A 26,557-nucleotide genomic window follows, 5' to 3' on the forward strand; every position below is an offset into this window, starting at 1 on the left:
CAGACGGGCGCCTCGACACCCAGAAACGGCACACTTATTCCCTGACAGGCCCTAACGTGTGGGGGGCGTCGGCGAGCATGCGATGGTGCAGGTGCGTGAATCGCCGGCGGCACTATGCTTGACATCCAAGTGCAATCGCTTCACAGTTGATGCGCGGCGACGTGGATCTCCAATGAGTGTGGACCCATCGCCGTCCTGTAGCGAGCGCTGGAGCTGACGGTCTGCGGACGCTCGACAAGGAGCCTGGATGCGCCGATTCTTTGCGAGAACTGCAAATCTGTTCCGTGCTCGGGCGGCGGAACGCGAGCTCACCCGCGAGATCGAGTCCCATCTCCAATTGCTGCAAGACGAGTTCGAGCGCCGAGGATTGCCTCCGGAAGATGCGAAACTGGCTGCCCGTCGAGCCTACGGGGGCGTCGAACAGGCCAAAGAACAGCATCGCGCGGCGCGCTCGTTCACGTGGATCGAGCAGTGGCTCAAGGATGTGCGTTACGGCGGGCGCAACCTGGTTCGCTCCTCGGGCTTTACCGTCGTGGCCGTCATAACGCTGGCGTTGGGGATCGGTGCCAACACCGCTATCTTCAGTGTCGTGAACGCCGTGTTGCTTCGCCCGCTCGCATACAAGGAGTCGGACCGTCTGGTCACGCTGCTGCACCACGGCGCGGGTCCAGTCGCCGTCGCCAACTACATTGATTGGCGCAATCAGAGCGATTCGTTCGAAGGGATGGGCGCGGCGGAATACTGGGCTGCCAACCTCACTGGCCGGCATCCACCGGAGCACATTCGGGGCCATCGCGTGACCGAGGACCTGTTCCCGATGCTCGGAATCCAGCCGTCGTTGGGCCGGCTGTTTGTCGCGGGCCGAGGCCGGAGCCGCTCGGAGCACGAGGTCATCCTGAGCGATGGGCTCTGGCGGCGGCGTTTCGGCAGCGACCGCAGCGTGCTGGGGAAATCGATCGCCCTCAACGGCGAGGCATACACCGTTGTTGGTGTCATGCCGCCCGACTTCAAGTTCGCGCCCTTCTGGGCAACGCACGGCGAGCTGTGGGTGCCGGCCGCCTTTGGCGATCGTGTCCTCGACCGCGGAGGCAACAGCCTTCGCGTGTTCGCGCGACTGAGGCCGCGCGTCACACTCGAACGTGCCCAGGCGGAGATTGCCACGATCACGGCGCGGCTGGAGCGGCAGCACCCGGGCACGAACCGCGACGTGGTAGTCACCCGCTTGAAAGAGAACGTGGTTGGCAAGGTTGAAACGCCGCTGCGGATCTTACTGGGCGCGGTTGGATTCGTGCTCCTGATCGCCTGCGCCAATGTTTCCCACATGCTGCTGGCGCGCACATCCGATCGTCACCGGGAGATCGCCGTGCGGAGCGCTCTCGGCGCCGGTCGGGCGCGCCTGATCGCCCAGTTCCTGACCGAGAACCTCCTCCTGGCGGCCCTCGGCGCCTTTCTCGGGCTTCTGCTTGCCTTTTGGGGCACGAGAGCCCTGGTCGCGCTCAGCCCCTCCAGCCTTCCACAGGTGGACATGGTGGGCATCGATACCGAGGTCGTGCTGTTTCTGTTGGTTGTCACCGGGCTCACGACGGTCATATTCGGGCTAGCGCCGGCGATGCAGGCCACCGTTGGCAATCTGAGCGGCGCGCTGAAAGAGGGAGGTCGCGGAGGCAGCGACGGCATTCGCCGCAACCGGCTGCGAAGCTTCCTCGTGGCGTCCGAGTTCGCGCTGGCATTCATACTGCTGATTGGCGCCGGCCTGATGGTTCGCAGCTTCGTCGCGCTGCAGTCGATTGACCCGGGCTTCGATTCGCGCAACGTGCTCTCGATGGTGGTGTCGGTCGCCGGAACGAGCAAGGCGGCTCCCGACCAGCGCGAGCCGTTCTACCGCGAGCTCCTCGAGAACGTCGGAACGCTGCCCGGTGTGAGATCCGTCGGCGGGATCAACCATCTCCCGCTGGCCGGCGACCTGTGGAGCTGGCCATTCACCATCGAGGGCCGACCGAAGCCACGCCCTGGCGAATCGCCGCTAGCCGTGTATCGCATCGTGACGCCCGGATACTTCGCGACGATGCGCATTCCTCTGCTCCGCGGCCGTGCCATCACTGATGAAGACGATGCCCGTGCGCCCGGAGTGGCAATCATCAACGAGCGAGCAGCCAGTCAGTACTGGCCGGGTGAAGACCCGATCGGGAAGCGGATTACGTACGAGTCTGGGACGGAGAACCCGCCCACCTGGCTGACGATCGTTGGAGTGGCCAGGAATGCGAAGCAGTTGGACTGGGCCAACGAGCCCTCCCCGGAGGTATACCTCGCCGCGCTCCAGAACCGCCGGTACCTCGAGACCCCCGAAGGGCACACGGCGTACATCACACTGGTGATGCGTACGGTAGGGGACCCTGCGGACATGGCCCCCGCGGTGCGGCGCACTGTCTGGTCTCTTGACCGAAACCTGCCGATTTCGCAGGTCCTCACCCTGGATGCGGCCGTGGCCGAGGCGAACGCGCAGCCGCGCTTTGAAATGTTCCTCTTCGTGGTCTTCGGCGCGGTTGCCCTCCTGCTCGCGGCTGTCGGGATCTATGGCGTCATGAGCTACTCGGTCTCGCGGCACACGCACGAGATCGGGATACGGATGTCGCTCGGCGCGAGCTGGGCCGACATATTGTGGATGGTGGTGCGGCAGGGTATGGCACAGGCACTGGCGGGCACCGCCGCGGGTATGGTGGGTGCGCTACTGCTGTCGACGCTCATCGCGAGGATGCTCTACGGTGTCCAACCAACCGACCCGTTGACCTTTGGTGGTGTTGCAATCGTTCTCGGTCTCGTCGCCCTACTCGCGGCCTGCGTGCCGGCGCGCAAGGCCATGCGGGTCGAGCCCATCGTCGCCCTGCGCAACGAATAGTCCCTCCGACGAGATCGCTGAGGGTCGCTTCTGATGGCGACGCGACAATGGCTGCTCGTCAAATCTGGGAAGTGATTGGCCCGACGCATTTGCGGGAGCATTTCTGGCCCGCTCGGCGAGGCATGAAGTGCCACTCATCGGTAGATTCAGTCTGTTCGTTGTCTCCATGGAGCCGTCCGTAGGAGAGCTCTCTTCATCGAGCACATCTCCACCGACAATGGATTGCTCATGAGCTCTCGACCTGGCTAGACCGCCGTGTACTGGTGATAATGTCCACGGAGCTGGAACGTTTTCCCATGGAGACCATCCGGAGCCCGCTATCTGTTGTCATCGCGGATGACGAGCGGCCTGCACGACTCTCGCTCGCCAACTTGCTGACCGAGTGCGGCGACGTCCGAATCGTCGGCGAGGCCCCGAACGGCGCCGAAGCCGTGCAGCTCATCGAACGGACGCGACCGGATCTGGCGCTGCTCGATCTGCAGATGCCGGAGGTCGACGGCTTGGCGGTCGTACGCCTGATTCGGCGGGATCGACTCCCGCTCGTCGCGTTCGTGACCGCCTACGATGAGTATGCGATTCGGGCGTTCGAGATGAACGCGGTCGACTATCTCTTGAAGCCGGTCGACCGGAGCCGCTTGCAGCAAACGCTGGAGCGGGCACGGGAACGCCTCGAGGCTCGTGCCACGCGCGTGGAGGCCCAACACGTACGCGACGCCGTCTCGCAGTACACCGCGCGCGCGCCGTCCGCGCCGTTGGTCCGCATCCCGGTGCGCCGGCGCGAGGACATCATCCTCGTGCCGGTCACCCAGGTCGCGTCCGTTGTCGCCGAGGGCGAGCTCCTGCACATCTTCACCAAGACCAAGGAACGGCACACGATCAGCTACCGCCTGAAGGACCTCGAGGCGAAGCTGGATGCGAGCCGGTTCATCCGTGTCGAACGGGGCGCGCTGGTCAACATCGACGCGATTGCGCGCGTGAGCCCGCTCCCAGGCGGCTCCTATCTTCTCTCCCTGACGAACGGGCAGGAGCTGCGCGCCAGCCGTCTCCAGTCGCGCATTCTGCGTGAACAGTTGCTGCGGCTCTGACTCTCCGTGGTTATCCCCGGCGCTCACTAGGGCAATATAAGCCGGGTTGACAGGTGTCAGCGCTCCGCCTATAGTTGGCACTAGCAACGATGATCGTCAGCACACTGCGCAGGCGGCTGAACGACGCATGACGGCTGCCACAAAATGCGCGCCATCCGGCGCATGCCGCTGACACCATGAGGCTCGCGCCGCGCTCGATCAATCGCGCAGGCTTACTAGTTGGTAGTAACAACATCACGCTCGCACGTTCCAGAAGGCTAGACCATCGGCAGAGTGACTACGCCATAAGGACACGACACCTTCGAACCTCACACGATCGACGAACGTTCCTGGTGGCGGCAACGACAGGCTTGGGCGCGCTGGCGTCAGTCGACGCCGACCAACCCCGTGCGCCTGGCGGCGAGCGTCGATCCTATGGCCAACGCTCCCGCTCCGAAAGGCCCCAGCGCGAGCTTCATGAATCGAAGACACCCGGGAACGGATGGTCGTACACGCCGCTGCAAGATCTCTATGGAACCATCACACCATCGGCACTGCACTTCGAGCGGCATCATGCAGGCGTCCCGCACATCGAGTCCGGCGCGCACACTCTGCTCCTACACGGCGCCGTCGACCGTCCACTGGTCTTCACCGTCGCCGACCTCCAGCGTCTGCCGTCAGTCTCGACTGTCCATTTCATCGAGTGCGCCGGCAACTCGTGGAACGAGCACCGAGGCAACCCTGGGCCGAATCCGCAGCGCACGCACGGACTGATCAGCTGCAGCGAGTGGACCGGTGTTTCACTGAAGCTGCTGCTCCAGGAGGCCGGTCTCGAGCCGGAGGCAAAGTGGGTCATTGCCGAGGGCGCGGACGCCTGCCGTCTCGCGCGAAGCATTCCGCTCGACAAGGCCGTCGACGATGTGCTGGTCGCGTACGGGCAGAATGGCGAGGCGCTGCGGCCGGAGCAGGGGCATCCCGTACGGCTCGTGGTGCCCGGATGGGAAGGCAACACCTGGGTCAAGTGGTTGCATCGTCTGCAGGTGAGTGATCATCCCAGCATGCATCGGGAGGAGTCCGCGTATTACACGGATCTGATGCCCGGTGGGAAAGCCCGCATCTTCACGTTCGTGATGGAGGCGAAGTCCGTCATTACCCGACCAGCGGGCGAGCAGCGGCTGGAAGGCCCTGGGTTCCACGAAATCACTGGTATCGCGTGGTCAGGACGCGGACGCATCACACGCGTGGAGGTGTCCACCGATGGCGGCCGCACCTGGCAGGACGCCGCGCTTCAGGATCCGATCCTGCCGAAGGCCCTTACGCGCTTTCGTTTCCCGTGGACGTGGGATGGACAGGTCGCCATCCTGCAGTCTCGCTGCACCGACGAGACGGGCTATGTCCAGCCGACCCGTGACCGGATCCTCGCCGTTCGGGACATTCGCGGCACCGACCACTACAACGGCATCAAATCGTGGCAGGTACAAGCAGACGGGAGCGTGATCAGTGTTTGAGAAGCTGTGGCTGATCCCCGTTGGATTGCTTCTGATGCTTGCGCTCGCCGTGATCCTGCGCCAGCGTGCCGATGTCGGTGAGCCTCACGTTTCCAGTCGCACACGTCTCGCCGCGCCGTCTCCCGAGCGATACGGCGTCGGTCGCGTGGCAACGCCGTCCGAGATCACGCAGCGCGACATCACGGTGTTTCCGTCGGGAGCCGGCCTGCCCGTCGGCCGCGGCAACGCCGTTCGGGGTGAGCAGGTCTACGCGACCGAGTGCGCGGGGTGCCACGGTGTACGCGGAGAAGGCGGCCAGCTCGGTCCTGCACTCGTTGGCGGTATCGGATCTCTCGACACCGAGAGGCCGAAGCAGACCGTCGGCAGCTACTGGCCGTACGCAACGTCTGTCTTCGACTACACGCGGCGCGCCATGCCATACCAAGCTCCGGGGTCGCTGAGCGCCGACGACGTGTATGCTGTGACCGCATACACGCTGTATCTGAGCGGCATTGTCGGAAAGCATCACATGCTCGACGAGAAGACCCTGCCAGCCGTGAAGATGCCCAATCGGGACGGCTTCATCACCGATCCGCGGCCAGATGTGCATGCGCAACGGTGAACGACGGACGCGCCTCGCGCTCCTCACCGTCTAGCAGCGGACAGGACACTAGCCGACGACGTATCGCCGATACGTCATGAACGCTGCGGCGAGGACGCCAACCGCAACTGCCCAGAGCGCGGCGAGCGGCAGCCACGTTCGGCGGACGACCGCCTGCAGCGGCTCTTCCGCGTAGGTGAAAGTGGGCAATCTGTCGAAGTCCACGGGACGCATCCTCGCTCCCCTGAAGCCACGCGCCTCGAAGAACTGCTTCCACCGCTGGTGGAAGCCGTCCACCTGCGCGAAGAAGTGCTGATAGCGCGCCAAGCTCGTGCCGGCGGCATCGTAGAGCACGCTCTGTGCCACCGCTGCCGGTGACAGGAACTGAAGCAGGGAGACCGCGGCGTGCTGCTTGCCGAGCTGCGTGTTGTATCGACCAATCACCGGCTCGAGCTGCCGCGCCACGTCTTCGTCGCGAGCGGCCTGCAGAATGTCGAAGTTCTCCATCGTTTCATCGGTGGCCTCGATCGACGGATGGTCCTCGAGGAATCGGCTGAGGAGCTGGCTGCCTTCGACGCGGGCCTTGTCAGTGGCCACGCGCGTGGCGTTGACGAACTCCACGCGGGACGGCACAGGATAGGCTGATGCGACGGCAATGTTGATGAGCCCGGGCACCAGCACCACCACGAGGAGCCAGATGGCCGCGAGCGCGAAGGCATTGAAGGCCGGCGGCCGCCCCATCGCATTGATCGCCACCGCCAGGGCGAACCAGCATGCCCCGTACGCGAGAACCGCCATCGTCCAGATCGCCAGGCGGCCGAACGTCGCGGTGTCGAGACTGGCCTCGCCGAGCGAGATGCCGACCACCGGGATGAGGAGCGCTGGAAGCACGACGACCGCCGCGCGGGTGAGCAGGCGTCCCAGCACGAACGTGCGCAGCTGGAGCGGCTGCGCCAGCAGCATTCGCAATGTGCCGTTGTCGCGGTCCCCAGACGTGAGGTCGTACATGACCGCGAGAATCAAGAGGGGATAGAAGTAGAGGATGACGAACGCCAGATCGAAGTGGCCGATCATCAGCCTGAGCGGATTTTCGATCTGCTCGCCGTGGACGAACGATTCTCGGGTCCGCGAGGTGACCTTGTAGTAGTTGACGTACAGGTCGCTCTGGCCGATCGCCACACTGGCGAGTGGCGAGACCGGCAGCAGCGCATGCTGTCCCTGTCGCGCGCCGATGTATGACGGGCTGGCGGGAGTAAAGTGTGCCTCTTCACTTGGCGGTGTCGTCGACACGTACTCGCGCCACTCCGCGACGCGACGCGCGCTCGACTCACTGAGCGTCTCGAGGCTGTTGGCTTGCGCCCTCGCCCACCCGGCGCCGGTCACTGCCCCATACACGAGGACCGCGGAGAAGAGGCCTGCAACGAGCGCGACCGTTCGGTCGGCAACGAGGGATCGCCATTCGAAGCGAAGGATATGTCGCAACACGGTTCGCTATTCCACCCGATCCCAGCGCAGAGCCATCGGCACCATCACCGCCACCGCGACAACCCACGCGCCAAGGAGCGCCAAGCTCAGGCCCTGATGCTGCAGTGCCCAGGCCGTGCCTGGAAGCTGATACTCGAAGGGCGGGACCTTTTCCCAGAGCTCGCGGCCCCGCGTGTACTCCCATGTACCGGCCGGCTGATGGCTGAGCACATCCTGGTTGAGGACGTCAACGTACTTCGTTCGGTAGCGCTCGGCGGCGTCGAGGAAGTCCCGGTAATGCGGATAGTCCGTTCCGGCGAGCGCCATCGACAGTGACTGGACCGCCGCGAGCGGACCAAGCAGCGCGCCGGCCTGATACAGGCTCGCCTGGCGTTGGTGGACGTTGGCCAAACGCTGGAAGTGCCGGTTGTTGACCGCGGTGTCCGCTTCCTCCCCCTTGATGAGCGCGGCCCCCTCTGGATTCATGGGCAGCTTGGTCACATCATCGACACCGTGCTCTCGCATCAACTCGTGGGTTGCCTGCTCGACGAGCGCATCAAACGGCGGGAGCGCCGCCTTGTCTCGCTCGATCGCCTCCGCGAAGTCAACGGCCGTAGGGGTTGGCACGAGACGCCCTGTCGCGGACGCCACGAGCCTTGGCACGATGAAACTGCTCGCGAACCACACCGTCACGAGCACCACGAGCGCGGATCGGCTCGAGCGCGCTCGGGCGGAAACGATGAGCCCAACGCCAACCCACATCGCAAAGTACGCGAGATAGACCAGCGCCATGACAGCAGTGCGCGACAGGCTGAGCGCCATCCCGTCGCGACCTGCGTACAGCGCCATGGCAATCGCGCCTATCGCCGCAGCGGGAACGAGGATCGCGGCGAGCGGTGCGATGACGGCGAGGGCCTTGCCGCGCGCCAGCACCTGTGCCGGCACGCCCAGGCTTATGAGCTGCCGCAGCGTGCCCTGTTCCCGCTCGCCGGCAAACGCGGTAAACGTGAGGCCGATGATGACGAGCGGCACGAGAAGCTGGAGGGTCGTGCTCGCCGTCAGAGCGCCGAGCCGCGCGAGCGGCGTCGCATCTTCGATCGGCCGATAGCGTGCCAGATTCTGCTTGTGGGCCTCTAGGAACACCGACACCCCAACGTAAGGGTCGAGCCCGGGATCGACCGACGCGAGCTCCGCGACCGGTTTGAAGGCGAACAGCCCGTAGTGCGCGGCCCCATGTGGATTCATCTCGCCCTTGTTGAGCCAGAGCTCACGCTGGAGCCTGCGCGCTTGCTCGTGCTCGGCAGCGACATCGCTGAGATGCCGCCACCCTGCGGCGAGCGCGCCACCGAGAAGCACGACGAGCACTAGCGCCGACCAGGCGAAGCGCTGGTCGCGCACCATCTCGAGCATCTCCTTCACGGCGATCCGCCGAACCATCGGTCCTCCTTTACTTGGCCGCAGTTATGTGAGCACCGAGACGCCGGCGAGGCACACGAAACGCAACAGCCGGCTCCAAATACCGGGTGAGTGGTCATTGAACGGCCACAACCGTCGCCCGCAGCGCAGGTCTTTCAGGCGAGACACGACAGGTGTACCGCACGCTGCTAGTGAGCCCGGAGCTGCCGTTCGTCCTCCTCACACAACCGTTCGTGATGAATGGGGCGACCTCGGCGGACGAGCGCGGATGTACTACGCGATGACTCGCCTCTCGGTTGGAAACGCCGATGTCCTCATTGCCTGCAGACCTTCGTGACGCGATTCGATCGCTCGCCGGCCGGCCGAGCTTCACGGTCATGTTGTTGCTGACGCTCGCACTCGGGATCGGCGCGACGACCACCATCTTCAGCTTCGTCTACGCGATGCTGTTGCGACCGTACCCCTACCGCGAGCCGGATCGCCTCGTGCAGATGCAAACCGTGAACCTGAAGGAAGGGGATACGAAGCGGGGCTGTTCACTGCGCGACATCGAAGATTATCGCGACCGCAGCACGCGCTTGGCGGACCTTGGCGCCTACACGGTGTTCGATACGCGGCTGCTCACCGACGGGCCTCCCGTCGTGATCAGTATGGCGCAGACCAACCCACAGGCGCTGAGCCTGCTCGGCGTGGCGCCAGTCCTAGGACGACTGCTGCTGCCTCGAGAGGATCGGCCGGGCGGCGACGTGTACAAGGTGGTCATCGCGCACGACGTGTGGAGGTCCCAATTCGCAGGCGATCCGGACATCGTGGGCAAGCCGCTGAGAACCGATCGCCAGACATACACGATCGTCGGCGTGATGCCGCCCGGGTTCGCCTTCCCCGAGCGCACCGACGCCTGGACACCGATGGAATCGTGGTACGCGAACCTTCCACCAGAGAATCCACAGCTTGGCAAGCGACGCGACTCGCGCTGGTACGCGACGGTGGCGCGCCTGAAGCCGGGCGTCAGTCTTGCCGAAGCGAAAGCCGATCTCAACAGCGTCGCGGCGGCGCTCGGGCGTGAGTTCGCGGACACCAACGCGGGTGTGGGAGTGGAGCTGACGCCGCTTCGAGAGTTCGAGATGGGCGCCGTGCGTCCGTACCTCCTCGTCTGCCTCCTCGGCGTCGGGATGGTGTTGCTCATCTGCTGCGCGAACGTGGCAAATCTGCTGCTCGTCCGCGCTGCCACGCGGCGGAACGAGCTCGCGGTGAAGATCGCGCTGGGCGCCAGCGGTAAGCGGATTGCGCGTACGCTGCTCACCGAGAGTCTCCTGCTCGGTCTGGTCGGAGCGGGACTCGGCATCCTGCTCGCGTTGGCCGGCGTGCGCGGGCTGCTGGCGTTGATCCCGGTGCCGCTGCCGATGTGGATGCGCGTGGAGATCGACCAACCGGTCCTCGCGTTCACCGTGGCGATTGGCCTGGCGACCGCATTGCTCTTCGGGCTCGCCCCAGCACTGGCGGCGGCGCGTGTGAGCGTAACCAGCGGGCTCCGGGAAGGCGCGCGCGGCTCGGCGCGGTCTCGCCTACGCTCCGCGCTCGTCGTCGTGGAGGTGGCGCTCTCGGTGTTGCTCCTGATCGGGGCGGGTCTGATGATGAGGACGTTCCAGTATCTGCAGCAACGTGATCCCGGCTTCCGCGGAAGCGGTGTGCTCGCGGCGCGGACCGTGGCGTGGGCAGACGGAACCCGTACGGAAGCGGCCGCCGCGGTGAGCGCTCAGCATCAGCGCGTGCTCGACGAGCTCGAGTCATTACCCGGCGTTTCGTCTGTCGCGGTCACCAACTCGCTGCCCTACAGCCTGACGAGCCGGGGGAGGATCCGTGCAGACGTCTACATTCGCGGGCGGGCGGAGCAAGACGGCAGGGTACAGGTCTCGATCACCGGTGCCGACGTCAGCCCGGGGTACTTCGAGACGCTGCGTATTCCGCTCGTGCGTGGCCGACTGATCGAGCGTTCCGATACGACCACCTCCGAGCCCGTGGTGGTGATTAGCGAGCGCGCGGCACAACTCTTTTGGCCCAACCAGGACCCCATAGGCCGATACCTCTCGTGGATGGAGGCAAACCCCGAGAATCCCTGGACGCGGGTCGTCGGTGTCGTCGGCGATGTGAAACAGGAGGCGGCGGAAGGGCAGGAGGGGGTCGAGATCTACTACCCGATGACGCAGTGGCGGGTCACGAACGGCTACTATCTCGTGCGCACCAATGGCGATCCGGACGCCATGGCCCCGACCGTGCGACGGACGATCCTGACGGCGGAGCCAACGCTTGCCGTGCGGTGGACGAAGACCGTGGAGCGGACCATGCTGGAGTCGCTGTGGCAGCGGCGCCTCTGGGGCTTGCTCTTCTCGGGCTTCTCGGTGTTGGCGCTGGCACTCGCGGCCCTCGGCTTGTATGGGGTCATCAGCTACGCCGTGGCACAGCGTCGGCGGGAGATGGGCATCCGCATGGCACTCGGCGCGTCGCCTGGCGGCGTCCGGGGGCTGGTGCTTCGCGAAGGTCTTGGACTTTGCGGCCTGGGCGCGGTGTTGGGCTTGGGTGCCGCGTTCGTGGGAGGTCGCTTCGTGGCCGGCTTGCTGTTCGGTGTCACGCCATACGATGCCGCCACATACGGGCTCGTCCTGCTCACCATCGCGGCGGTGGGCACCCTGGCGTGCTGGCTTCCTGCGCGCCACGCGTCACGCGTGGACCCCAGTGTGATTCTCCGGGACGCCTAGTGCGATGCGTTCCTCAACGAAGTCCGCACCGGCGGCGGAGCGTGCTTCCTGACGGTTGAATGCCAACGCCTCGCCGAGCGCCTCGCGTAGGCTTGTCAGCAGGTCCTCTTTCGACCGTTCCTGACAGTTCACGCCAGGAACCTCCTCGATCCAGCCGAGCCACCAGTCGCCATCCTGCTTGATCACAGCGGTGTAGAGCTCGTCCATGGGTCACAGTTTAGCGTATCGAAGCTCTGTTTCTCAAAAGGCTCTTCTACAGCCGCAGACGAAGCGTGGCGATGACGCGCCGAGGCTCGCCGAAGTACACGTTCGTGACGCCGAACGCCCGCGTGGCCCATTCGACGTAACGGGAAGAAATTGGAAGGCTCCGACAGCACTTATCGTGTCCGCGTAGGAACCTACCGCATCGTGTACGACGTGGACGATAAGAAGAAGACCGTTCGTGTGATGGGCGTGGCGCATCGCAAGCACGCCTACCGGTGATTAGGTGGAACCCTCGTGCTGGACTTTCGCCTGCCCGTGCCTGCGGAGCCGCGTGCGGTGGACGCAACGGCGTTCGCTGACCTGCGCCCGATTATCGCGCGTGGCCGTGCGCCGGATCGTTCTTGTGCTGCTCGTAATGCTGGCGCAGCAGATCCTTCCCGTAGTCGTTCCCGTTCGGCGTTCTGACGATGGAATGGACGTGGATCCGGCCGGGGACCTTGGGACCGGGCAGAGCCACGGGCGTCTGGTGATCGAACTCGATCAGCATCACCGGACTGTGGATCCGGTAGTAGAACACGGCGTCCGCCGACGAGGCGCCGATCCACGCGAAATGCGTGTTATCGAGGTGCTTCAGCACTTCCTCCATGCGGACTTTCGCGTGGCCTTCGGCGATGTTGCCCACATACTCGCCAATCAGATCGACGAACAGCTTTCGCTGTACGTCGTTGAGCTCGGAGGCGCGCACGCCCGCGTAATCGAGCACCAGGTTGTCCTGAAACGCCTGCGCCTGCGCGTTGTTCTCCGTCTTCTCCGGCTCCAGCGTCGCCTTCTTCTGCTGCTCGGGGGTGAGCGCCTGCATGAACGCGAGTCCCTTGTTCTGCTCGTCCTGCAACACGACGGTGCCCGCGTACTTCCCGGCATCGGCGCGAACGGGCTCCGAGCCCATGAAGGTGGGCGTCATCACGACCTGATCCCGCAGGACGAAGTAGTTGATGATCAGATGATGGCCGTCGAGCTGCCAGCCCCACGGCGCAGTGGCGGACGGCTCGCCCATGACCGTCAGGTTGTAGAGCCCTTCGCCATACTCGTCGAAACGCTTCGTCATCTCGGCGATGGTCTCGTTCAGCCGCATGATGTTGCGCGACTTCTCGAGCCCTTTCGCGCTGAGACCGGCCTCGAGCAGACCGAATGCTCTCGCACGCTGCTCGTCCGACATTTCGTTGAAGCTCACGCCCTGCCGCGCGTAGCGGTGCGTGTTGCTCCACTTCCTTGTGGCGACCCCAGCGCCGAGACGGCGGCCATGATCGGCAGCGCGGACAACCACATTGCCAGCCGGATTCGTTGATGTCGGTCCATGACGACCTCGCTGTAGTGTCCGTATTTAGGCGGACGGTGGCCAGGCGGAAGCCCGACACCAGGAAACTCCGCAGAGCGTAGCGTACGTGTCAGAACGAGCCAAGCATGGAGGACAGCGGCGTGTCGCGCGATCGATTTCCGGCGTGTGGCCTCCCGCCGGCCGCAAACGGCAGGGGCGCCGAGCGGTTAGTGGTTCACGTCGCGGTCACTGGCGCACGTGCGATGCGTACGAGAGCAACCGCCAGTAGGAGAGCCCCGAAGCCGCCAGTCACCATGGCAAGGATTCCGGCGCGCCTTTCAGCTGTGCCGTGCGGCTCTTCGTCGAACCGCTAGAGGTCAGAACCGCGCGCGCATGCCGGCATAGAGCGCTCTCGGCTGTTCTGGATTGTAGAAGCGGTCGATGTCGCCGAACCCGTCGAAGACCTGTGTGGCATAGAGGCGGTCGGTGATATTAATCAGGCGACCGAACAGCTCGATGCGACGGGTGACCGGAGCGCTGACGCGAAGATGGAACACGTCGTAACCTTCCTGCCACTTGGTGTTGGCCCGGTCCACCCAATACCCACTCATGCCGAGCCACTCCAAAGCGAGCGTACCGCCCCTGAGCACGGCGGGCGCGTAGCTCAGCTCGGCGTTCCACGTATGCCGGGGCGCGACATCCATCTCGTTTCCGCTGAGGTCGAGATTGTCGGCGGCGAGCCAGTGCTGGAGCTCGTGTCTGGCGAGCGAGTACGCCAGACGCACTTGCAGCTCTCGCACCGGTGCCGCGCTGGCGCTCACTTCCATTCCCTGGTGCAAGGTCTGTCCATTGTTTGTCGCGACGGCCTGGCCGTCCGGGTCGCGAAAGCTGAGGATGTCGTTGGTCAAGCGCATCCGATACGCCGTTGCCTCGACCTGCAATCGCTGCATCACGCGTGCCCGAACGCCGAGCTCGGAAGAGACCACATCAATCGGCTCGAGGTCGAGTGTGTTCTCCGACGCGCCCTGCTTGAAGAGCTGATCCTCGAGAGGGACCCGGAAGCCATGCCGGTGTGCACCGAATAGCGTGACCTGTTCGGAGAGGCGGTAGGTGAGGCCGAGCTTCGGCGTGAGGCGCGAGTAGCGACGGTCGCTGTCCGGTGGGCGCCGAAATGACCCGGTCGTCACGACCGGCAGGCGGTTCGTGTAACTATACCGTGCGCGATCGAACCGGACACCTGCGTTCAGCCGGAGCCGCTCCGTCGGCAGGATGTCGAGCTGCGTGTAGAGCGCGGAGCCGGCGTACGTCCATCGATAATCGTATCGCGGCTCCTCGACATCGACGGCGAAGTCGCTCCAGATCTCCCTGCCCTGACCATCGCTCTCGACGACGGGCGTAATGCGAGGCTCACGTCGCCGCCCGGCCGTGTAATCGATGTCGATTCCGGTGGTCCACACAGTACGCAGCTTTGGGAGCGCGTGTCGAACCTGCGCCAGCACGCCGCCCGAGGAGAGCTCAGTCTCGCGGACCACGGGGTTCGTCGCCAGCGTGAAGGCTGGGATCAGAGGCGTGTCCATCCAGCGTGCGAACGGCGCAATGCTCCACGACGTGCTCCCCGCCGCCTGTCGATACGTGGTCGACGCCCGTGCGACGGTGGCGTCGTTCTTCGCGATTGGGTACGGGTTGAATGTGCTCCGGCTGAAGAACTCCTCCGGCGTCTGATCATCGTTTCCGATACCGTTCACGTTGCCAAAGGCCAGTGACGTCCGGAAGTGCGCGCGGTCTTGGAGCGCCGTCGTCCAACGGAGGCTGATATCCTGCCGCTCCATTGGGTTTTCCCTTCGGCCGTCTGAGCGGGCGAAGGCCGCATCCACCCGGAGTCCGTGCCCGCCGAACGTGCCACCGGCCCCGACCGTCGCTCGCCGGTATCCGTAGGGCCCCAGCTCGCCGGATGCGTCGCCCGAGGGGCTCACGGGCGGGTCCACCGTGATGACGTTGATCACGCCACTCACGGCGTCGCTCCCGTAGATGGCGGTTCCCGGTCCTTTCAGCACTTCCACACGCTCGGCGTGCACGAGATCGACCCAGTTGATCACGCTATGTCTGTAGAAGGATGGTGACGACAATGGGACGCCATCCTCCGAGACCAGGAGCGTGGCGCGGCAGCACAGCGGCTGCCGCACGGCATTGTGCGTCGCCATGTCTTCGAAGGGCACGATGTGCGCACCTGCCACGCGGTTCAGCACCTGTGCCGGGTCCGTGGCGCGGATCCGCTGCGTCTCTTCACGGGAGACGATGCCGATCGACATGGGCAAGTCCCGGATCTCCTCCGTTTCTCGAGTGGCCGTGACCGTCACCTCCTCGATCAAGCTAGGTTCCTCCTCCAGCTCGAAGGAGCGGTTCACGGTGCCGCCCGCAGGAGTCTCGAGCGTCTCCCGCACCGGCAGGTAGCCGGTGCGCCGGACCGTCACCGTGACCGCGCCCGGCGGGAGGCCCGTGATGCGATAGCGACCTCCTTGGTCCGTGAGCACCTGATGACGCCCACCCACGATAAGGAGCCTCACGCCCTCGAGCGGCTCACCGCTCGTGGCCGCGACGACCGTCCCTTCGAGCACGGCACCACTGGTCCGGGTCTGGGCATGGGCCGGAAGCATGTACACCGCCACGAGCAGGACGAGCACTATCAGCCCGATGATCCGCTGTGGTCTCACGCGACTGACCCGCGGAACGATGCTCGAGAGCCTGCACGTCATTTCTTCATGTTCCTTCCCTTGTGGAGCGCCCGACGCGCGCCGGCGACAGTAGCCGACGGAAGCTGCGCAGAGTGTGGTGTCCACCCGCGTGAGTACAAAACAGGAACTCCATGAGAGGGCGTCGCCAACCCATGAACGGGACACGTGCGCGCATAGACCGCCAGCACGACCGCCGACAACTTCGGTGCGTCGGTCGCCTTCACTGCCTCTCGCGATCGACCTTCGCTCAGCGACGATGCTGGCCCTTCCCAACGGCAAGAAAGTGGAACGACATTGATCGTGGGCGCGCCTGGGGGCGCCTCATACGCCGGAATCGTTCAGGGTGGGGTATACACATTCAGCCGGGTCGAAGACACCTGGACGGAGACCAACAAACTCATCGCCTGGGACGTTGTTTCTCCAGTGCGAGATGATTTCGGCCGCTCCGTCGCGCTGGATGGGAACACACTCGTTGTCGGCGCGCCGCGTGCCGATGGCGCCGAGGGTTCAGAGGGCGAAGGCGCGGCGTACGTCTTCATACGCACCGGAGACACATGGACGGAGGCGACGAAGCTGATCGCCTCGGACGGGGCAGGCGGCGACGCGTTCGGTACGTCGGTCGTTCTCGACCGCTGGAGGCTGGTCATTGGCGCGCCTGGCGCGAATGAAGGTCAGGGCGCGGCCTATCTCTTCTGGTGGCCTTGGTAGGGGGCATGCCCGGGTGCTTAATTAATTGATTAAGCCTGGCGTGCGTCGCGCGTGGATCCTATCGTCGCTTTGCGTGACGACGTGTGATGACCGACGACAGGTTTGTCGCCCTGTCCGCGACTCTCCCGCAGCAATCGGCGTTCGGTTACGCTGCCTCCGGTGCCGAGGCCAGGTCCTGCCGCGCAGCGGCCTCCGCCGCGTCCGAGAACCGGACGAACACCGTGAGACCCGCCGACGCCAGCACCAGGCCGCCAAGGATGAACAACGCGTGGGGCCATGACAGCGCCTCTGTGCGGAACAGGAACCCCGCCAGAACCGCGCCACAGTTTCCGCCGGCGCCCACGATCCCCGCGACGGAGCCGAGCGCGCCGGGGTTGACGAAGGGGACGACCGCGTAGGTCGCCCCTTCGGACATCTGGACGAAGAGGCTGAAGAGGATGAGCGTGGCGATGGCCGCGGCGAGACCGGTCATCTGCGAGAACAACATCAACGTCACACCTTCGCCGGCGAGCGCGACCGCCAACCACGTCACGCGTCCTCGCAGGCCCCACGTGAGGCCCGCACGATCACCGAGGACGCCACCCAGGGTGCGCGCGAAGAGGTTCATCAGACCGAACAAGCCGGCCACGACGCCAGCCGTCCGCAGGCCGAGGTCGAAGTAATCCATGAAGTACAGCGCGGCAATGTTGTTGATCGTCAGCTCGACGCCGAAGCACGCGCCGTAGATCACGAAGAGCGCCCACACGCGTGGATCGCTGGACGCCTCTCTGAACCCGCCCCCCCTCGCGCCGGACGGGGCGCCGGCGCCGGCGAGGTCCCGGTAGTTCCCTTCGGGACAATCCTGGGTGAGGACGTGGTAGGCGACGCCGGTCGCCATGCAGACCAGGCCGGCCACCACCATCGAGAGCCGCCAACTCCAGAAGTCGCCCAGTCCCATGGCAACGAGCGTCGTGAAGAGCAGCGGCATCACGATCTGCGTCACGCCGCCTCCCAAGTTGCCCCATCCGGCGGTCGTTGCGTTGGCCGTGCCGACGACGTTCGGCGCGAACATCACCGAGCTGTGGTATTGCGTGATGACGAACGAGGCGCCAATGACGCCGATCGCCAGGCGAAACAGCAGGAAGGTCTCGTACGTCTGCGCCAGGCCGATACCCATCACCGGGAGCGAGCCCAGGATGAGCAGCCACGTGTACGTCACACGCGGGCCGAGTCGGTCACACAACCAGCCGATGAACAGGCGCGCGACGATGGTCACGGCCACGGAAGCGATGACGGTGTTGCCCACCTGTGCTCGGGTCAGGCCCAGCTCGTCACGGACCACGGCCATCAACGGCGCGATACCAAACCATGCGAAGAAACAGAGGAAGAATGCGAACCACGTCATGTGGAACGCGCGCATGTGCGGGGGACGAAAGCTCAGAAGCTGGATGCGCGTCGCTTTGGCCACGACCGGCGGACGACTGGACGTTGACATCGTGCGGCACCTTCCTTGACTTGGTGAGTCGCACCAGGCAATCGGTGAACCGCACCATGAAAGACACCAGGAACGAGCAAGACGGGTGCCACCGAGGTCGGGGGAATCGGGACTGGCGAGGTCGCGCGTTTTGGCCCGCACGCATTGCGGATCACGCGACTGCCAAGGTGACGTGGCCGGCGGAGCCCGGCGACATCATTGTGAGGATCGAGGCGTTTGCCACAGCAATGTCGGATGCAGACACGACAACCTCAGCGATCGCACGACGAGCGCGAGGTCAGAAGCGATAGTCGGCCTGCAGCCAGAGCCGTCGTGTGTCGACGGCGAACTCCTTGGCGCGGTACTCGGCGTACTTGACCAGCACCGAGAAACGGTCGTTGAGCGGGCGCGCCACGACGAGGTCGATCTCGTCGCCGTACTGGCCGCGACCCTCCTCGGCCGAGAAGTCGTGGTAGGTCGCCGTCAACTGAAACCGGGCAAGATTGCCGGCGAGGGTCACATATGCATCGCGGACGCCCGCCGGGGGCGTGCTCAGGAAGACGTCCGCGAAGCCCTGGAACTTGTGATTGGTGGCCAGCGGCGTGCTGAAGCCGTATCGCCCGTTGCCGCCCAGGACCTCGTAGCCCACCGTGCCCGTCACCGGCCCCAGCATGGCCCAGGCCTCGGCCAACCAGTACTCGGCGTCCACCGTCGCCGGGGCATCGGCATGGCCCGACTGGTCGGCGTACTCCAGATTCAACCCGGCGCGTTCAAGGCGCAGCTCGGACCGCAGGCCCAGATTGCGATGGTCCGGCGTGCCTGGGGCCCGCGGGTCCGTGTCGTTGTCGAAGTCGATGAGATGCACATACCCGATCAGGGTGAGGTGGGGAATGCCCTCATGCCGGGCGTGCAGCACATGGGCGTTCAGCCCGTTGTCGTTGAAGAAGATGAAGCGCTGGCCACGGAGATAGGCGTAGGTGAGCGTCGTTGCGGGAAGCAATGTATTGACGACGGTCGCGGCATCGAAGGTCTGGTCGTCCTGGCGCCAGCCGACGTCGCCGATGAAGCGGTGGTTGTCCAGGGTGATGCGCTGGCGTCCCAGCGTGATGGCCGTGCCGGCCAGACCTTGGTAGCGCAGCCAAACCTGGTCGAGCGCGTTGCCGGTGGGATCAGCGATAGTGGTGCGGGTGGTCCTGCCGTTGGTGCTGTCCAGGAACGCCGGCCCACTGTTGTACGTGTGGTCACCACCGAGCGCGACGACGACCTCGTAGTGGGCCAGGGCGTCGAAACCGCGCCAGCGTCCCGTGGCGTAGCCAAGGCGTAGGCGCAGCGTCGTGGCGTAGGCATCCTCCAGGTCGTTGTCCTCCTCCGCCCGCTCGTAGCGCAACCGCGTGTCGAACAGGAGGTCACCTTGGGTCACCGCCGACGCCAGGTCCTGCGCATGACTCGGCGCCGCGAGGAACAAGAGGAGAGCCAGACATACAGGGACGATGTGATGCACTGATGGCATGGTGGGCGTGAGAGCCAGCAAGCCAGATGCCATGCAGGCGGCGGGGCGGCTTAGTGGACCACTTAGGAGGGTCCGCCAAGACGCGTGCACACAGCGCGACGAGTGGCTGAGGCCACGAGGGACCGAGATGACGACATCCTTGCTCACTGTGACTACTGCGGCAACAATCGTGTCGGAGATGAGCACTACGCAGAAGCCCCACGCGCCGTTTACCACCCAGACCTGGCCGCTCGCTGATAAGTGACGTCACAGGCAATCGCCGCCGGGATGGCCGGCTGACGAACACAACTGATTCCGCTCCTACAACCACTCATCGGCGTTGAACTTCCGCTCAGCGGATCTGGCTCCGCCTAGCCACCGCCATGGCACTACCGTCGATTGCCTCGTTGTGCAGGATGGTGTGACCCGTTGCCCACATATCGCTCTTGGCGTGTCCCTCACGTTTCGCTTGCCACTACCCTCGTTCTCGTCTTCCTCTTCCTCGTCGCGAGTGACAGACGAGCGTTCGCGCAGGCCTCAACCGCCACGGTCCGCGGCGTGGTCGTCGACCCGGGCGGCCGCCTCGTCGCGAACGCGATCGTGTTCCTCACGAACCGGGGTACCAGTCAACGGCGAACGGCGATTACCGATGCGGCTGGGCTGTTCACCTTCGCGCAGGTGCCACCCTCGACCTACACCATCGAGGCCACGACCGAAGCGTTCTCGTCGTCGCTATTGTCCGCGCTGACGCTGAACGTCGGCGATGAGCTTGCCGTCACACTCGAATTACGGTTGCCGGGTGTCGAGGCCGTGGTCGAGGTGCGCGCGGAAGGCAGCCGCATCCAGGAGTCTCCGGCGGTCGGCACGGTGATCGATCGGAGTCTCGTCGAGAACATGCCTCTCAGCGGACGGACGTTTCAGTCTCTCTTCGACCTGACACCTGGCGCGAGGCAGGGTCTCACGGTGTCATACGTGGGCGCCGCCCCCGCTTGGGGCGCTCGCCGTCGGCGATACCGACATCGAGCGATCGCAGGTCCTCGTGTCCGTCGACTCGAACCAGTACACAGGCCTGTCCGACCTGCACCAGCCGCTCTGGCTGCGCGCCGGTCGCTTCGACCCCGCCTTCATCGTCATGATGATCTTGCCGTTGCTGCTCATCGCGGCAACGTCGCCGCTCCTGGCCGCCGATCGTGAGGGTGTGCTGCCGCTGCTCGTCTCCCAGGGGACCCCGCTTGGTCGGCTTGCCGCTGTGCGGATGTGCGTCAGGGGCGGGCCGGTGCTGGGTTTCGCGCTCGCGAGCGTCATCGGCATCGGCATCCTCGGCACGTCCGCGGATGCCGCGGCGGAGGGGGAGCCTGGCCTCCGGCTGAGCCTCGTCGCGGCGGCGATCCTGGCCTACGGTCTGTTCTGGCTCGGCCTCGCCGCGTGGCTCGACGCGCGCGTGCGGCGGTCGGGCACGACAACGCTGGCCCTCGTCGGCACGTGGCTTGGCACCGCCGTGATCGTGCCCGCCCTCCTGCATGCGACCGCTGTGACGTGGTACCCCGTACCCTCCCGGGCCGATCTCGAGGAAGCCGTGCGAGAGGTGCAGCAGGAGGTGTGGTCAGGCTCGGACGAGCGCATTCTGGCGGCCTTCTTCGACGAGTATCGCGACATCGATCCCGACACCGTTGGATCCCTCGAGCGCTTCATGATCTATCAGATGCGCGCGCTCCTCGAATCGGAGGCGCGCGTCCAGCGCATCGAAGAGCGTTATGCGCGCGATCGAGCGGCGCAGGCCGGGTTCCTGCGCGTCGCCCGCTTTCTCTCGCCTGCGTTGATGATGCAACACGCGTTCGAAGAAGCAGCGGGGGCCGGCTCCGAGCGTCGCCGCCGCTTCAATGCGCAGCTGGCCGAGTATGTGGCTGCATGGCGCGCCTACTTCATCCCGAAGATTTACTACCGCGTGCCGATTCGCGAGCTTACCAAGACGCCGCGCTTCCAGTTCGTCGAGGAGGATGCCGCCGACATCGCACGTGCGGCCATGCTCGATATCGTGATGATGCTCCTCGCTGGTGCAGGCGGTCTCGCTATGGCGTGGCGCGCCTACCGACAGACGAGCGTCACGTGAGTCCTACTCGCCCCTAAATCAAGCGTACTGTCCCAACGCCCACTCGAGCGCCTCGGGTCGATCTGACGCGCGGCTGTATCACGCTTTCCGAAAAACCGGCACATCTCGCAGGTCGTAATAGACCGGGAGACCCCGCTCCTGCGCCAGCCGAACATCCTCGTCGGCCCCCTTGGATGCCCCGGGAACGCGGAGCACCGCGTCGCAGCGCTCCAAGAGACGGCTCGCCACCGGATACAGGAACTCCTCCGACAGCTCGTCGTCAGGCTGCCGCGAGCCGGCGACACGAGCAATTGGCAGGGCGACCCATTCGCCAATCATCGGGATGTGCCCAGCACGATAGAGTGGCAGCGCGTACGATTCCAGGGCGCGGAGGTTCGCGTCGATGCGGGATGGGTCGCCATCGGTGCCCGAGCGGTAGGGGCCGGCGATCAAGATGATCAGGGTGCTGTCGCTGTTGTGGAGCTCGGCGGTGCGGTCATCGTGCGCCATGGCTTCTCCTCTTGTTTCGGGTTCGTTCGCCGGGTTCGTTGGCCGGGTTCATCGCGGACCGGCGACCAGCGATCTACGATACGTGCGGTATCATGACAATTCAAGCCGTTTCGTGACATATCGTGTAATATCGTGACAATTCGTGGACCGCACCATGCTCACGCGCCAGCGCAAGCAACTCATCCTTGAAAGGCTCCGCCGCGATGGCCAGATCGTTGCCAAGGCCATCAGCCAGGAGCTGCACCTCTCCGAGGACACCATTCGCAAAGACCTCCGCGAGCTCGCCCAGGAAGGCCGTCTCCAGCGCGTCCACGGCGGCGCATTGCCGGCCTCACCAGCCGTCGCCGATTATGCCGGCCGCGAACGTCTCGCCACCGCCGGCAAGGCCGCCATCGGCCGCGCGGCCGCTCGCGTAATCCAGCCCGGTCAGGTTGTCATCCTCGACGGCGGTACCACGGCGCTGCAGGTCGCGCGTCATCTGCCGCCGGACCTGCGCGCGACGGTGGTGACGCACAGTCCGACGATTGCCGTGGCGCTGGTCGAGCATGCGGCGGTGGAAGTCGTGCTGATCGGCGGGAAGCTCTTCAAGCACTCGATTGTCGCGGTGGGCGCCGCCGCCATCGAGGCGATCGCGCGGATCAGAGCCGACGTCTACTTCATGGGGGTGACCGGCATCCATCCCGAGGCGGGCCTCAGCACGGGGGATTTGGAAGAGGCGCACGTGAAGCGCGCCCTGCTGCGCAGCGCCGCGGAAACGATGGTTCTCGCGTCCACCGAGAAGCTCAATGCCGCCTCATCGTATGTGATCGTGCCCATTGGCGAGGCGAGCGGCCTGATCGTCGAGCCGGACACGCCGGCGACCGTCACGGAGCCGTATGAACAACTTGGGCTGACCATTACGCGCGCCTGACCTGCGTGCGAGGACGTGCGCGAAGGCTTCGATGCACGTAACCAGTTAGTCGTGCATGTGCTCGAGATAGATCCGCTCCAGATCCGTGTGTCCGATCTCACTCGTTGGCATCTCCGCCACGAGCCGCCCATGCTTCATGATGCCGACGCGCGTGCCGGACTCCTTGGCGCGGAAGAGGTCGTGTGTGGCCATGAGGACGGCGACACCCTGCCCGCTTAGCTTCCCGAGCAGGCTCGAGAACTCGTTGGCCGCCTTTGGGTCCAGACCCGATGTCGGCTCGTCGAGCAGCAGCGCCTTCGCCCGCTTGGCCAGCGCGATCGCAATGCCCACCTTCTGCCGCATCCCCTTGGAGTAGGTGCCGACACGCCGCGCGGCAGCGTCGCGCGCCAATCCAACCTCGTCGAAGAACCGGAGCAAATCGTCGCGCGAGTAGTGATCATGGCCCGCGAGGGCGCTGAAGTATTCGAGGTTCTCCAGTCCCGTGAGGTTGCGATAGAGCATGACCGTCTCGGGAATGTACGCCACGTACTTCTTGGTCTCGAGCGGATGCGTGGTGACGTCGAGGCTGTTGATGCACGCGCGGCCCGAGGTTGGTGGGATGAAGTTCAGAAACAGATTGATCGTCGTCGTCTTGCCTGCGCCGTTTGCGCCCAGCAGGCAAAACACCTCGCTCGGGCTCACGGTGAGTGTCAGGCGATCCAGCGCGGTGACGCCGTTGTACTGCTTCGTGAGGTCGACCGCTTCCAGCATAGGTCTATCAGGCTAGCGAAACTCGTGCGGCGTCGCCTCTTGAAACCCAACGAACGGCATCCTCGTCCTGCTGAATGGCGCGTTCGGTCGGCTCACTGGCAGGGGAGCAGAGCAGACACCACTAATCGAGTCGAGACCATGAATGGCTCGAAGCCCAATGGGCGGCGGCTTCACGCCGCTCGATGGCGTGTGCCGTCCGCTCGTTGATTGGCGGTGGCACGTCGGCCACGTGGGAGGGAAGCTGGATGTCGTCATGCTGCGAGACGTCCGGCTTGCGTTTCGACTCATCATTCGTCATCCGGCGCTTTCGGTGGCGATCGCCCTGACGCTGGCGATCGCCATTGGCGCTGCGACCGCGATCTTCAGCCTCGTGCAGGCCTTGATTCTCCGGCCGCTGCCCTTCGCGAACGTGGATCGTCTCGTCACGATCGAGGCGGTCCTCGACGCCGAGGAGGGGCGCGTGGCGCTCCGCGAGTATCGCGACCTGGAGCGCGACAGCCGGATGTTCGACGGATGGGCGGCGTATTACCGATCGCAATACAACCTGACGGGCGCCGGAGCGCCGCAGGCGCTGACCTGCACGATTGGCACGTCGACGCTCTTCGATGTGCTCGGCGTACGGCCCATCCACGGCGGCATCTGGCCCTCAAGGGAAGACTTCACGCGCCAGTATCGGGTCGTGTTGAGCCATCGCTTGTGGCGGGAGCGCTTCGGTGCCCGCCCGGACGTCGTGGGCTCCACCATGGTGATGGATGGTGGCCGATACCAGGTGAGCGGGGTGCTGCCGGCGGGCTTCGACTATCCACTCCAGACGGACGTATTCCGCGCCATCACCGACTATGACGCGCCGCATGTGCGCCGCTACTCGGTGCTCGCGCGGATGAGAGCGGGGGTCGCGCTCGACCAGGCACAGGCCGAGCTCGATAGCTTCGCGGCACGGTTTGCGCGGATGTATCCCGACACCAACGTGGGTGTCACGCTGCGCGCCACACCCCTCAGAGAGGCGTACGTCGGGCGCGCGCGACCGTATCTGTGGCTGCTCGTCGCCGCGGTTGGGCTGCTCACGGCCATCGCGTGCGTCAACGTGACCAATCTGCTGCTCTCACGCGCGATCGCGTCGAGCGGAGACACCGCCGTCCGGCTGGCCATGGGCGCCGAACGGCATCATCTCGTCCGACACGCTCTTGCCGAGGTCTTGCTCCTGGCGATTGCTGGTGCCGTGCTCGGTGGGGTTGGCGGATGGTGGGCGCTTCGCGGTCTCACCGCGATGATTGGAACCGACCTGCCGCCGTGGCTCGGTGTAGAGCTGGACGTCACTGTCTGGTTGTTCGCTGCCACCACAACGCTGCTCACTGCCATCGCTGTCGTGGCGCTCCCGGTCTCCTATGCCGTGCGCACCGACGTCGATCGCGTCTTGAGGCAGGAATCGCACCGCTCTGCCGGCAACCGAGCTCAACAGACAACCCGCCGCCTCCTGCTCGGCGGCCAGGCGGCGTTTGCCACGATTCTCCTGGTGATGGCTGCGCTGTTCGGTGGTGCGCTTCGTGAGCTGCTGCGCGTCGATACGGGCTTCAACAGCCGGGGCGTGCTGACGTTTCGCGTGGATCCGCCGTGGGGCCGGTATCCCGATATCGCGACGACGTCGGAGTTCTACCGCCGGGCGACCGAACGTCTCGTGATGATTCCCGGCGTCGAGGCAGCCGGCACGAATAACCTTCTCCCGTTCTCGGGACTCGAGCTGTCCTCACCACGTGTCCTCGTCGAGGGGCGTGCCAGCGGTCGCGCAGACGAGGAGCCGTTCATCAATTTTCAACTGATCGACGCCGCCTACTTTCGTGCCATGGGCATTCCAGTGCTGCAGGGCCGGACGTTCGCGTGGACGGATGACGCCAGCTCACCTCCCGTGGCCGTCGTCAGCACGCGGACGGCACAGCGCTTCTGGCCCGGCGAGGATGCGCTCGGTCGTCGCATCCGAGTCGTGTGGAATCAACAGGGCACTGGAGGTGGGGAGGCTCTGACGTATGGCTGACTGTCGTGGGCGTCGTTGGGAACGTGCGATTCAGCAGCCTCGATGACGGACGCGGGCTCGAGGTGTATGCGCCGAATACCCAGCTCTTCGCCGGCGACTCCTACATCGTCGTGCGAACACGGACCGATGCAGAGGCGGTGCGACATCAACTGCGGACCGCCATCGACGCGGTCGATCGCGAGCAGTCCTTCTTCGACGTCCACACCATGGACGCACGCATACAGCGGGCCATCTGGCAGCACCGCATCGCCACCGCCGTGCTCGCGCTCTTTGCGGTGATTGCGCTGTGCCTCGCCGTGATCGGCACGCACGCCGTGACGGCTCAGGCCGTGGCGTCAGCACGGCGTGAGATCGGCATCCGCCTCGCCCTTGGATCGCCGGCGTCGCAGGTCGTGCGGCTCGTCATGCAGCGCTGGCTCGTCGCGGTCGTCGCAGGCGTCGCGGTCGGGATGCTCGGCGGCGGGCTGGTGGCCGGTGTGCTCGCACGCGCGCTCGGAATGCCGGCCGTTCCTGACCTGCTCCTGCCTGCGATCTCGCCGATCCTACTGGCGGGTGCGGCGGCGGTGGCCTGCTACGTGCCCGTGAGGCGCGCCCTTCGACGACACGATCTCATCGATGCGTTGCGGCCGGAATGAGGTCCGTGCCTCACGCCGGGCACCGTCAGCGGCCGCCACTACTCGGACG

General features: G+C 65.3%; 21 protein-coding genes. 12 read left to right on the forward strand and 9 right to left on the reverse strand.

All coding sequences use genetic code 11. The annotated features are described in order from the left end of the window. Positions 1 to 247: 247 nt before the first annotated feature. The 4 genes from GEV06_12640 to GEV06_12655 all read left to right on the forward strand — a co-directional run bounded on the left by GEV06_12640 (position 248) and on the right by GEV06_12655 (position 6,069). Positions 248 to 2,896 carry an FtsX-like permease family protein gene (locus GEV06_12640; GenBank protein ID MPZ18744.1) on the forward strand — a complete coding sequence of 883 codons (2,649 nt, stop codon included), beginning with the start codon at positions 248 to 250 and terminating at the stop codon, positions 2,894 to 2,896. 269 nt (positions 2,897 to 3,165) lie between these two features. Beyond that, a complete protein-coding gene (locus GEV06_12645; protein ID MPZ18745.1) occupies positions 3,166 to 3,981 on the forward strand; it encodes a response regulator in 816 nt (271 codons plus the stop codon). A gap of 176 nt (positions 3,982 to 4,157) precedes the next feature. Beyond that, on the forward strand, positions 4,158 to 5,468 hold the full coding sequence (gene soxC / locus GEV06_12650; protein ID MPZ18746.1) for a sulfite dehydrogenase: 1,311 nt from the start codon (positions 4,158 to 4,160) through the stop codon (positions 5,466 to 5,468). Between the two features lie 34 nt (positions 5,469 to 5,502). Beyond that, the gene (locus GEV06_12655; protein ID MPZ18747.1) at positions 5,503 to 6,069 is read left to right on the forward strand and encodes a c-type cytochrome; all 567 of its coding nucleotides are present in this window, start codon (positions 5,503 to 5,505) and stop codon (positions 6,067 to 6,069) included. Positions 6,070 to 6,117: 48 nt separating this feature from the next. Here the strand turns inward: GEV06_12655 and GEV06_12660 are convergent, their stop codons facing one another. Together GEV06_12660 and GEV06_12665 are read right to left on the reverse strand one after the other, a co-directional pair. Continuing rightward, the gene (locus tag GEV06_12660; protein ID MPZ18748.1) at positions 6,118 to 7,533 is read right to left on the reverse strand and encodes a DUF3526 domain-containing protein; all 1,416 of its coding nucleotides are present in this window, start codon (positions 7,531 to 7,533) and stop codon (positions 6,118 to 6,120) included. A 6-nt stretch (positions 7,534 to 7,539) separates the two neighbouring features. After that, positions 7,540 to 8,949, reverse strand: coding sequence for a DUF3526 domain-containing protein (locus GEV06_12665; GenBank protein ID MPZ18749.1), 1,410 nt, complete (start codon positions 8,947 to 8,949; stop codon positions 7,540 to 7,542). Positions 8,950 to 9,236: 287 nt separating this feature from the next. Here GEV06_12665 and GEV06_12670 point away from each other — a divergent pair, with 287 nt between their 5' ends. Further along, positions 9,237 to 11,684: an FtsX-like permease family protein gene (locus GEV06_12670; protein ID MPZ18750.1), complete on the forward strand. Its 2,448-nt coding sequence runs from the start codon at positions 9,237 to 9,239 to the stop codon at positions 11,682 to 11,684. Here the strand turns inward: GEV06_12670 and GEV06_12675 are convergent. Continuing rightward, positions 11,646 to 11,891, reverse strand: a complete 246-nt coding sequence (locus GEV06_12675) for a type II toxin-antitoxin system HicB family antitoxin (protein ID MPZ18751.1) — start codon at positions 11,889 to 11,891, stop codon at positions 11,646 to 11,648. The genes GEV06_12670 and GEV06_12675 overlap by 39 nt on opposite strands. A 129-nt stretch (positions 11,892 to 12,020) precedes the next feature. Between GEV06_12675 and GEV06_12680 the strand changes: the two genes are divergently transcribed. After that, a complete protein-coding gene (locus tag GEV06_12680; GenBank protein ID MPZ18752.1) occupies positions 12,021 to 12,167 on the forward strand; it encodes a hypothetical protein in 147 nt (48 codons plus the stop codon). Between the two features lie 91 nt (positions 12,168 to 12,258). On the opposite strand, the gene GEV06_12685 is transcribed toward GEV06_12680, so the two are convergent. Next, complete coding sequence (locus GEV06_12685; protein MPZ18753.1) at positions 12,259 to 13,269, reverse strand: DUF3500 domain-containing protein; 1,011 nt, start codon at positions 13,267 to 13,269, stop codon at positions 12,259 to 12,261. Positions 13,270 to 13,580: 311 nt separating this feature from the next. Further along, entirely contained in the window at positions 13,581 to 15,956 is a 2,376-nt protein-coding gene (locus GEV06_12690; protein ID MPZ18754.1) for a TonB-dependent receptor plug domain-containing protein, read from the reverse strand. A gap of 273 nt (positions 15,957 to 16,229) precedes the next feature. Here GEV06_12690 and GEV06_12695 point away from each other — a divergent pair, with 273 nt between their 5' ends. Next, positions 16,230 to 16,643 carry a hypothetical protein gene (locus GEV06_12695; GenBank protein ID MPZ18755.1) on the forward strand — a complete coding sequence of 138 codons (414 nt, stop codon included), beginning with the start codon at positions 16,230 to 16,232 and terminating at the stop codon, positions 16,641 to 16,643. 145 nt (positions 16,644 to 16,788) lie between these two features. On the opposite strand, the gene GEV06_12700 is transcribed toward GEV06_12695, so the two are convergent. Both GEV06_12700 and GEV06_12705 read right to left on the reverse strand, forming a co-directional pair. Next, positions 16,789 to 18,042, reverse strand: coding sequence for an MFS transporter (locus tag GEV06_12700; GenBank protein ID MPZ18756.1), 1,254 nt, complete (start codon positions 18,040 to 18,042; stop codon positions 16,789 to 16,791). 352 nt (positions 18,043 to 18,394) lie between these two features. Next, the gene (locus GEV06_12705; GenBank protein MPZ18757.1) at positions 18,395 to 19,639 is read right to left on the reverse strand and encodes a hypothetical protein; all 1,245 of its coding nucleotides are present in this window, start codon (positions 19,637 to 19,639) and stop codon (positions 18,395 to 18,397) included. A 345-nt stretch (positions 19,640 to 19,984) separates the two neighbouring features. Between GEV06_12705 and GEV06_12710 the strand changes: the two genes are divergently transcribed. Both GEV06_12710 and GEV06_12715 read left to right on the forward strand, forming a co-directional pair. Beyond that, a complete protein-coding gene (locus tag GEV06_12710; GenBank protein MPZ18758.1) occupies positions 19,985 to 20,779 on the forward strand; it encodes a hypothetical protein in 795 nt (264 codons plus the stop codon). After that, entirely contained in the window at positions 20,718 to 21,695 is a 978-nt protein-coding gene (locus tag GEV06_12715; GenBank protein ID MPZ18759.1) for a DUF3526 domain-containing protein, read from the forward strand. Before GEV06_12710 ends, GEV06_12715 begins: the two co-directional genes overlap by 62 nt. Positions 21,696 to 21,773: 78 nt before the next feature. Here the strand turns inward: GEV06_12715 and GEV06_12720 are convergent, their stop codons facing one another. After that, entirely contained in the window at positions 21,774 to 22,133 is a 360-nt protein-coding gene (locus tag GEV06_12720) for a DUF4406 domain-containing protein (protein ID MPZ18760.1), read from the reverse strand. Between the two features lie 205 nt (positions 22,134 to 22,338). Between GEV06_12720 and GEV06_12725 the strand changes: the two genes are divergently transcribed. Continuing rightward, positions 22,339 to 23,094, forward strand: a complete 756-nt coding sequence (locus GEV06_12725; GenBank protein MPZ18761.1) for a DeoR family transcriptional regulator — start codon at positions 22,339 to 22,341, stop codon at positions 23,092 to 23,094. A 45-nt stretch (positions 23,095 to 23,139) separates the two neighbouring features. Here the strand turns inward: GEV06_12725 and GEV06_12730 are convergent, their stop codons facing one another. Continuing rightward, on the reverse strand, positions 23,140 to 23,844 hold the full coding sequence (locus tag GEV06_12730) for an ATP-binding cassette domain-containing protein (protein MPZ18762.1): 705 nt from the start codon (positions 23,842 to 23,844) through the stop codon (positions 23,140 to 23,142). Positions 23,845 to 23,986: 142 nt separating this feature from the next. Between GEV06_12730 and GEV06_12735 the strand changes: the two genes are divergently transcribed. Then, positions 23,987 to 25,873, forward strand: a complete 1,887-nt coding sequence (locus GEV06_12735) for an FtsX-like permease family protein (protein ID MPZ18763.1) — start codon at positions 23,987 to 23,989, stop codon at positions 25,871 to 25,873. Between the two features lie 5 nt (positions 25,874 to 25,878). After that, a complete protein-coding gene (locus GEV06_12740) occupies positions 25,879 to 26,508 on the forward strand; it encodes an FtsX-like permease family protein (GenBank protein ID MPZ18764.1) in 630 nt (209 codons plus the stop codon). The last annotated feature ends 49 nt before the right edge of the window (positions 26,509 to 26,557 follow it).

This window comes from Luteitalea sp., assembly GCA_009377605.1.
Taxonomy (GTDB): Bacteria; Acidobacteriota; Vicinamibacteria; order Vicinamibacterales; family Vicinamibacteraceae; genus WHTT01.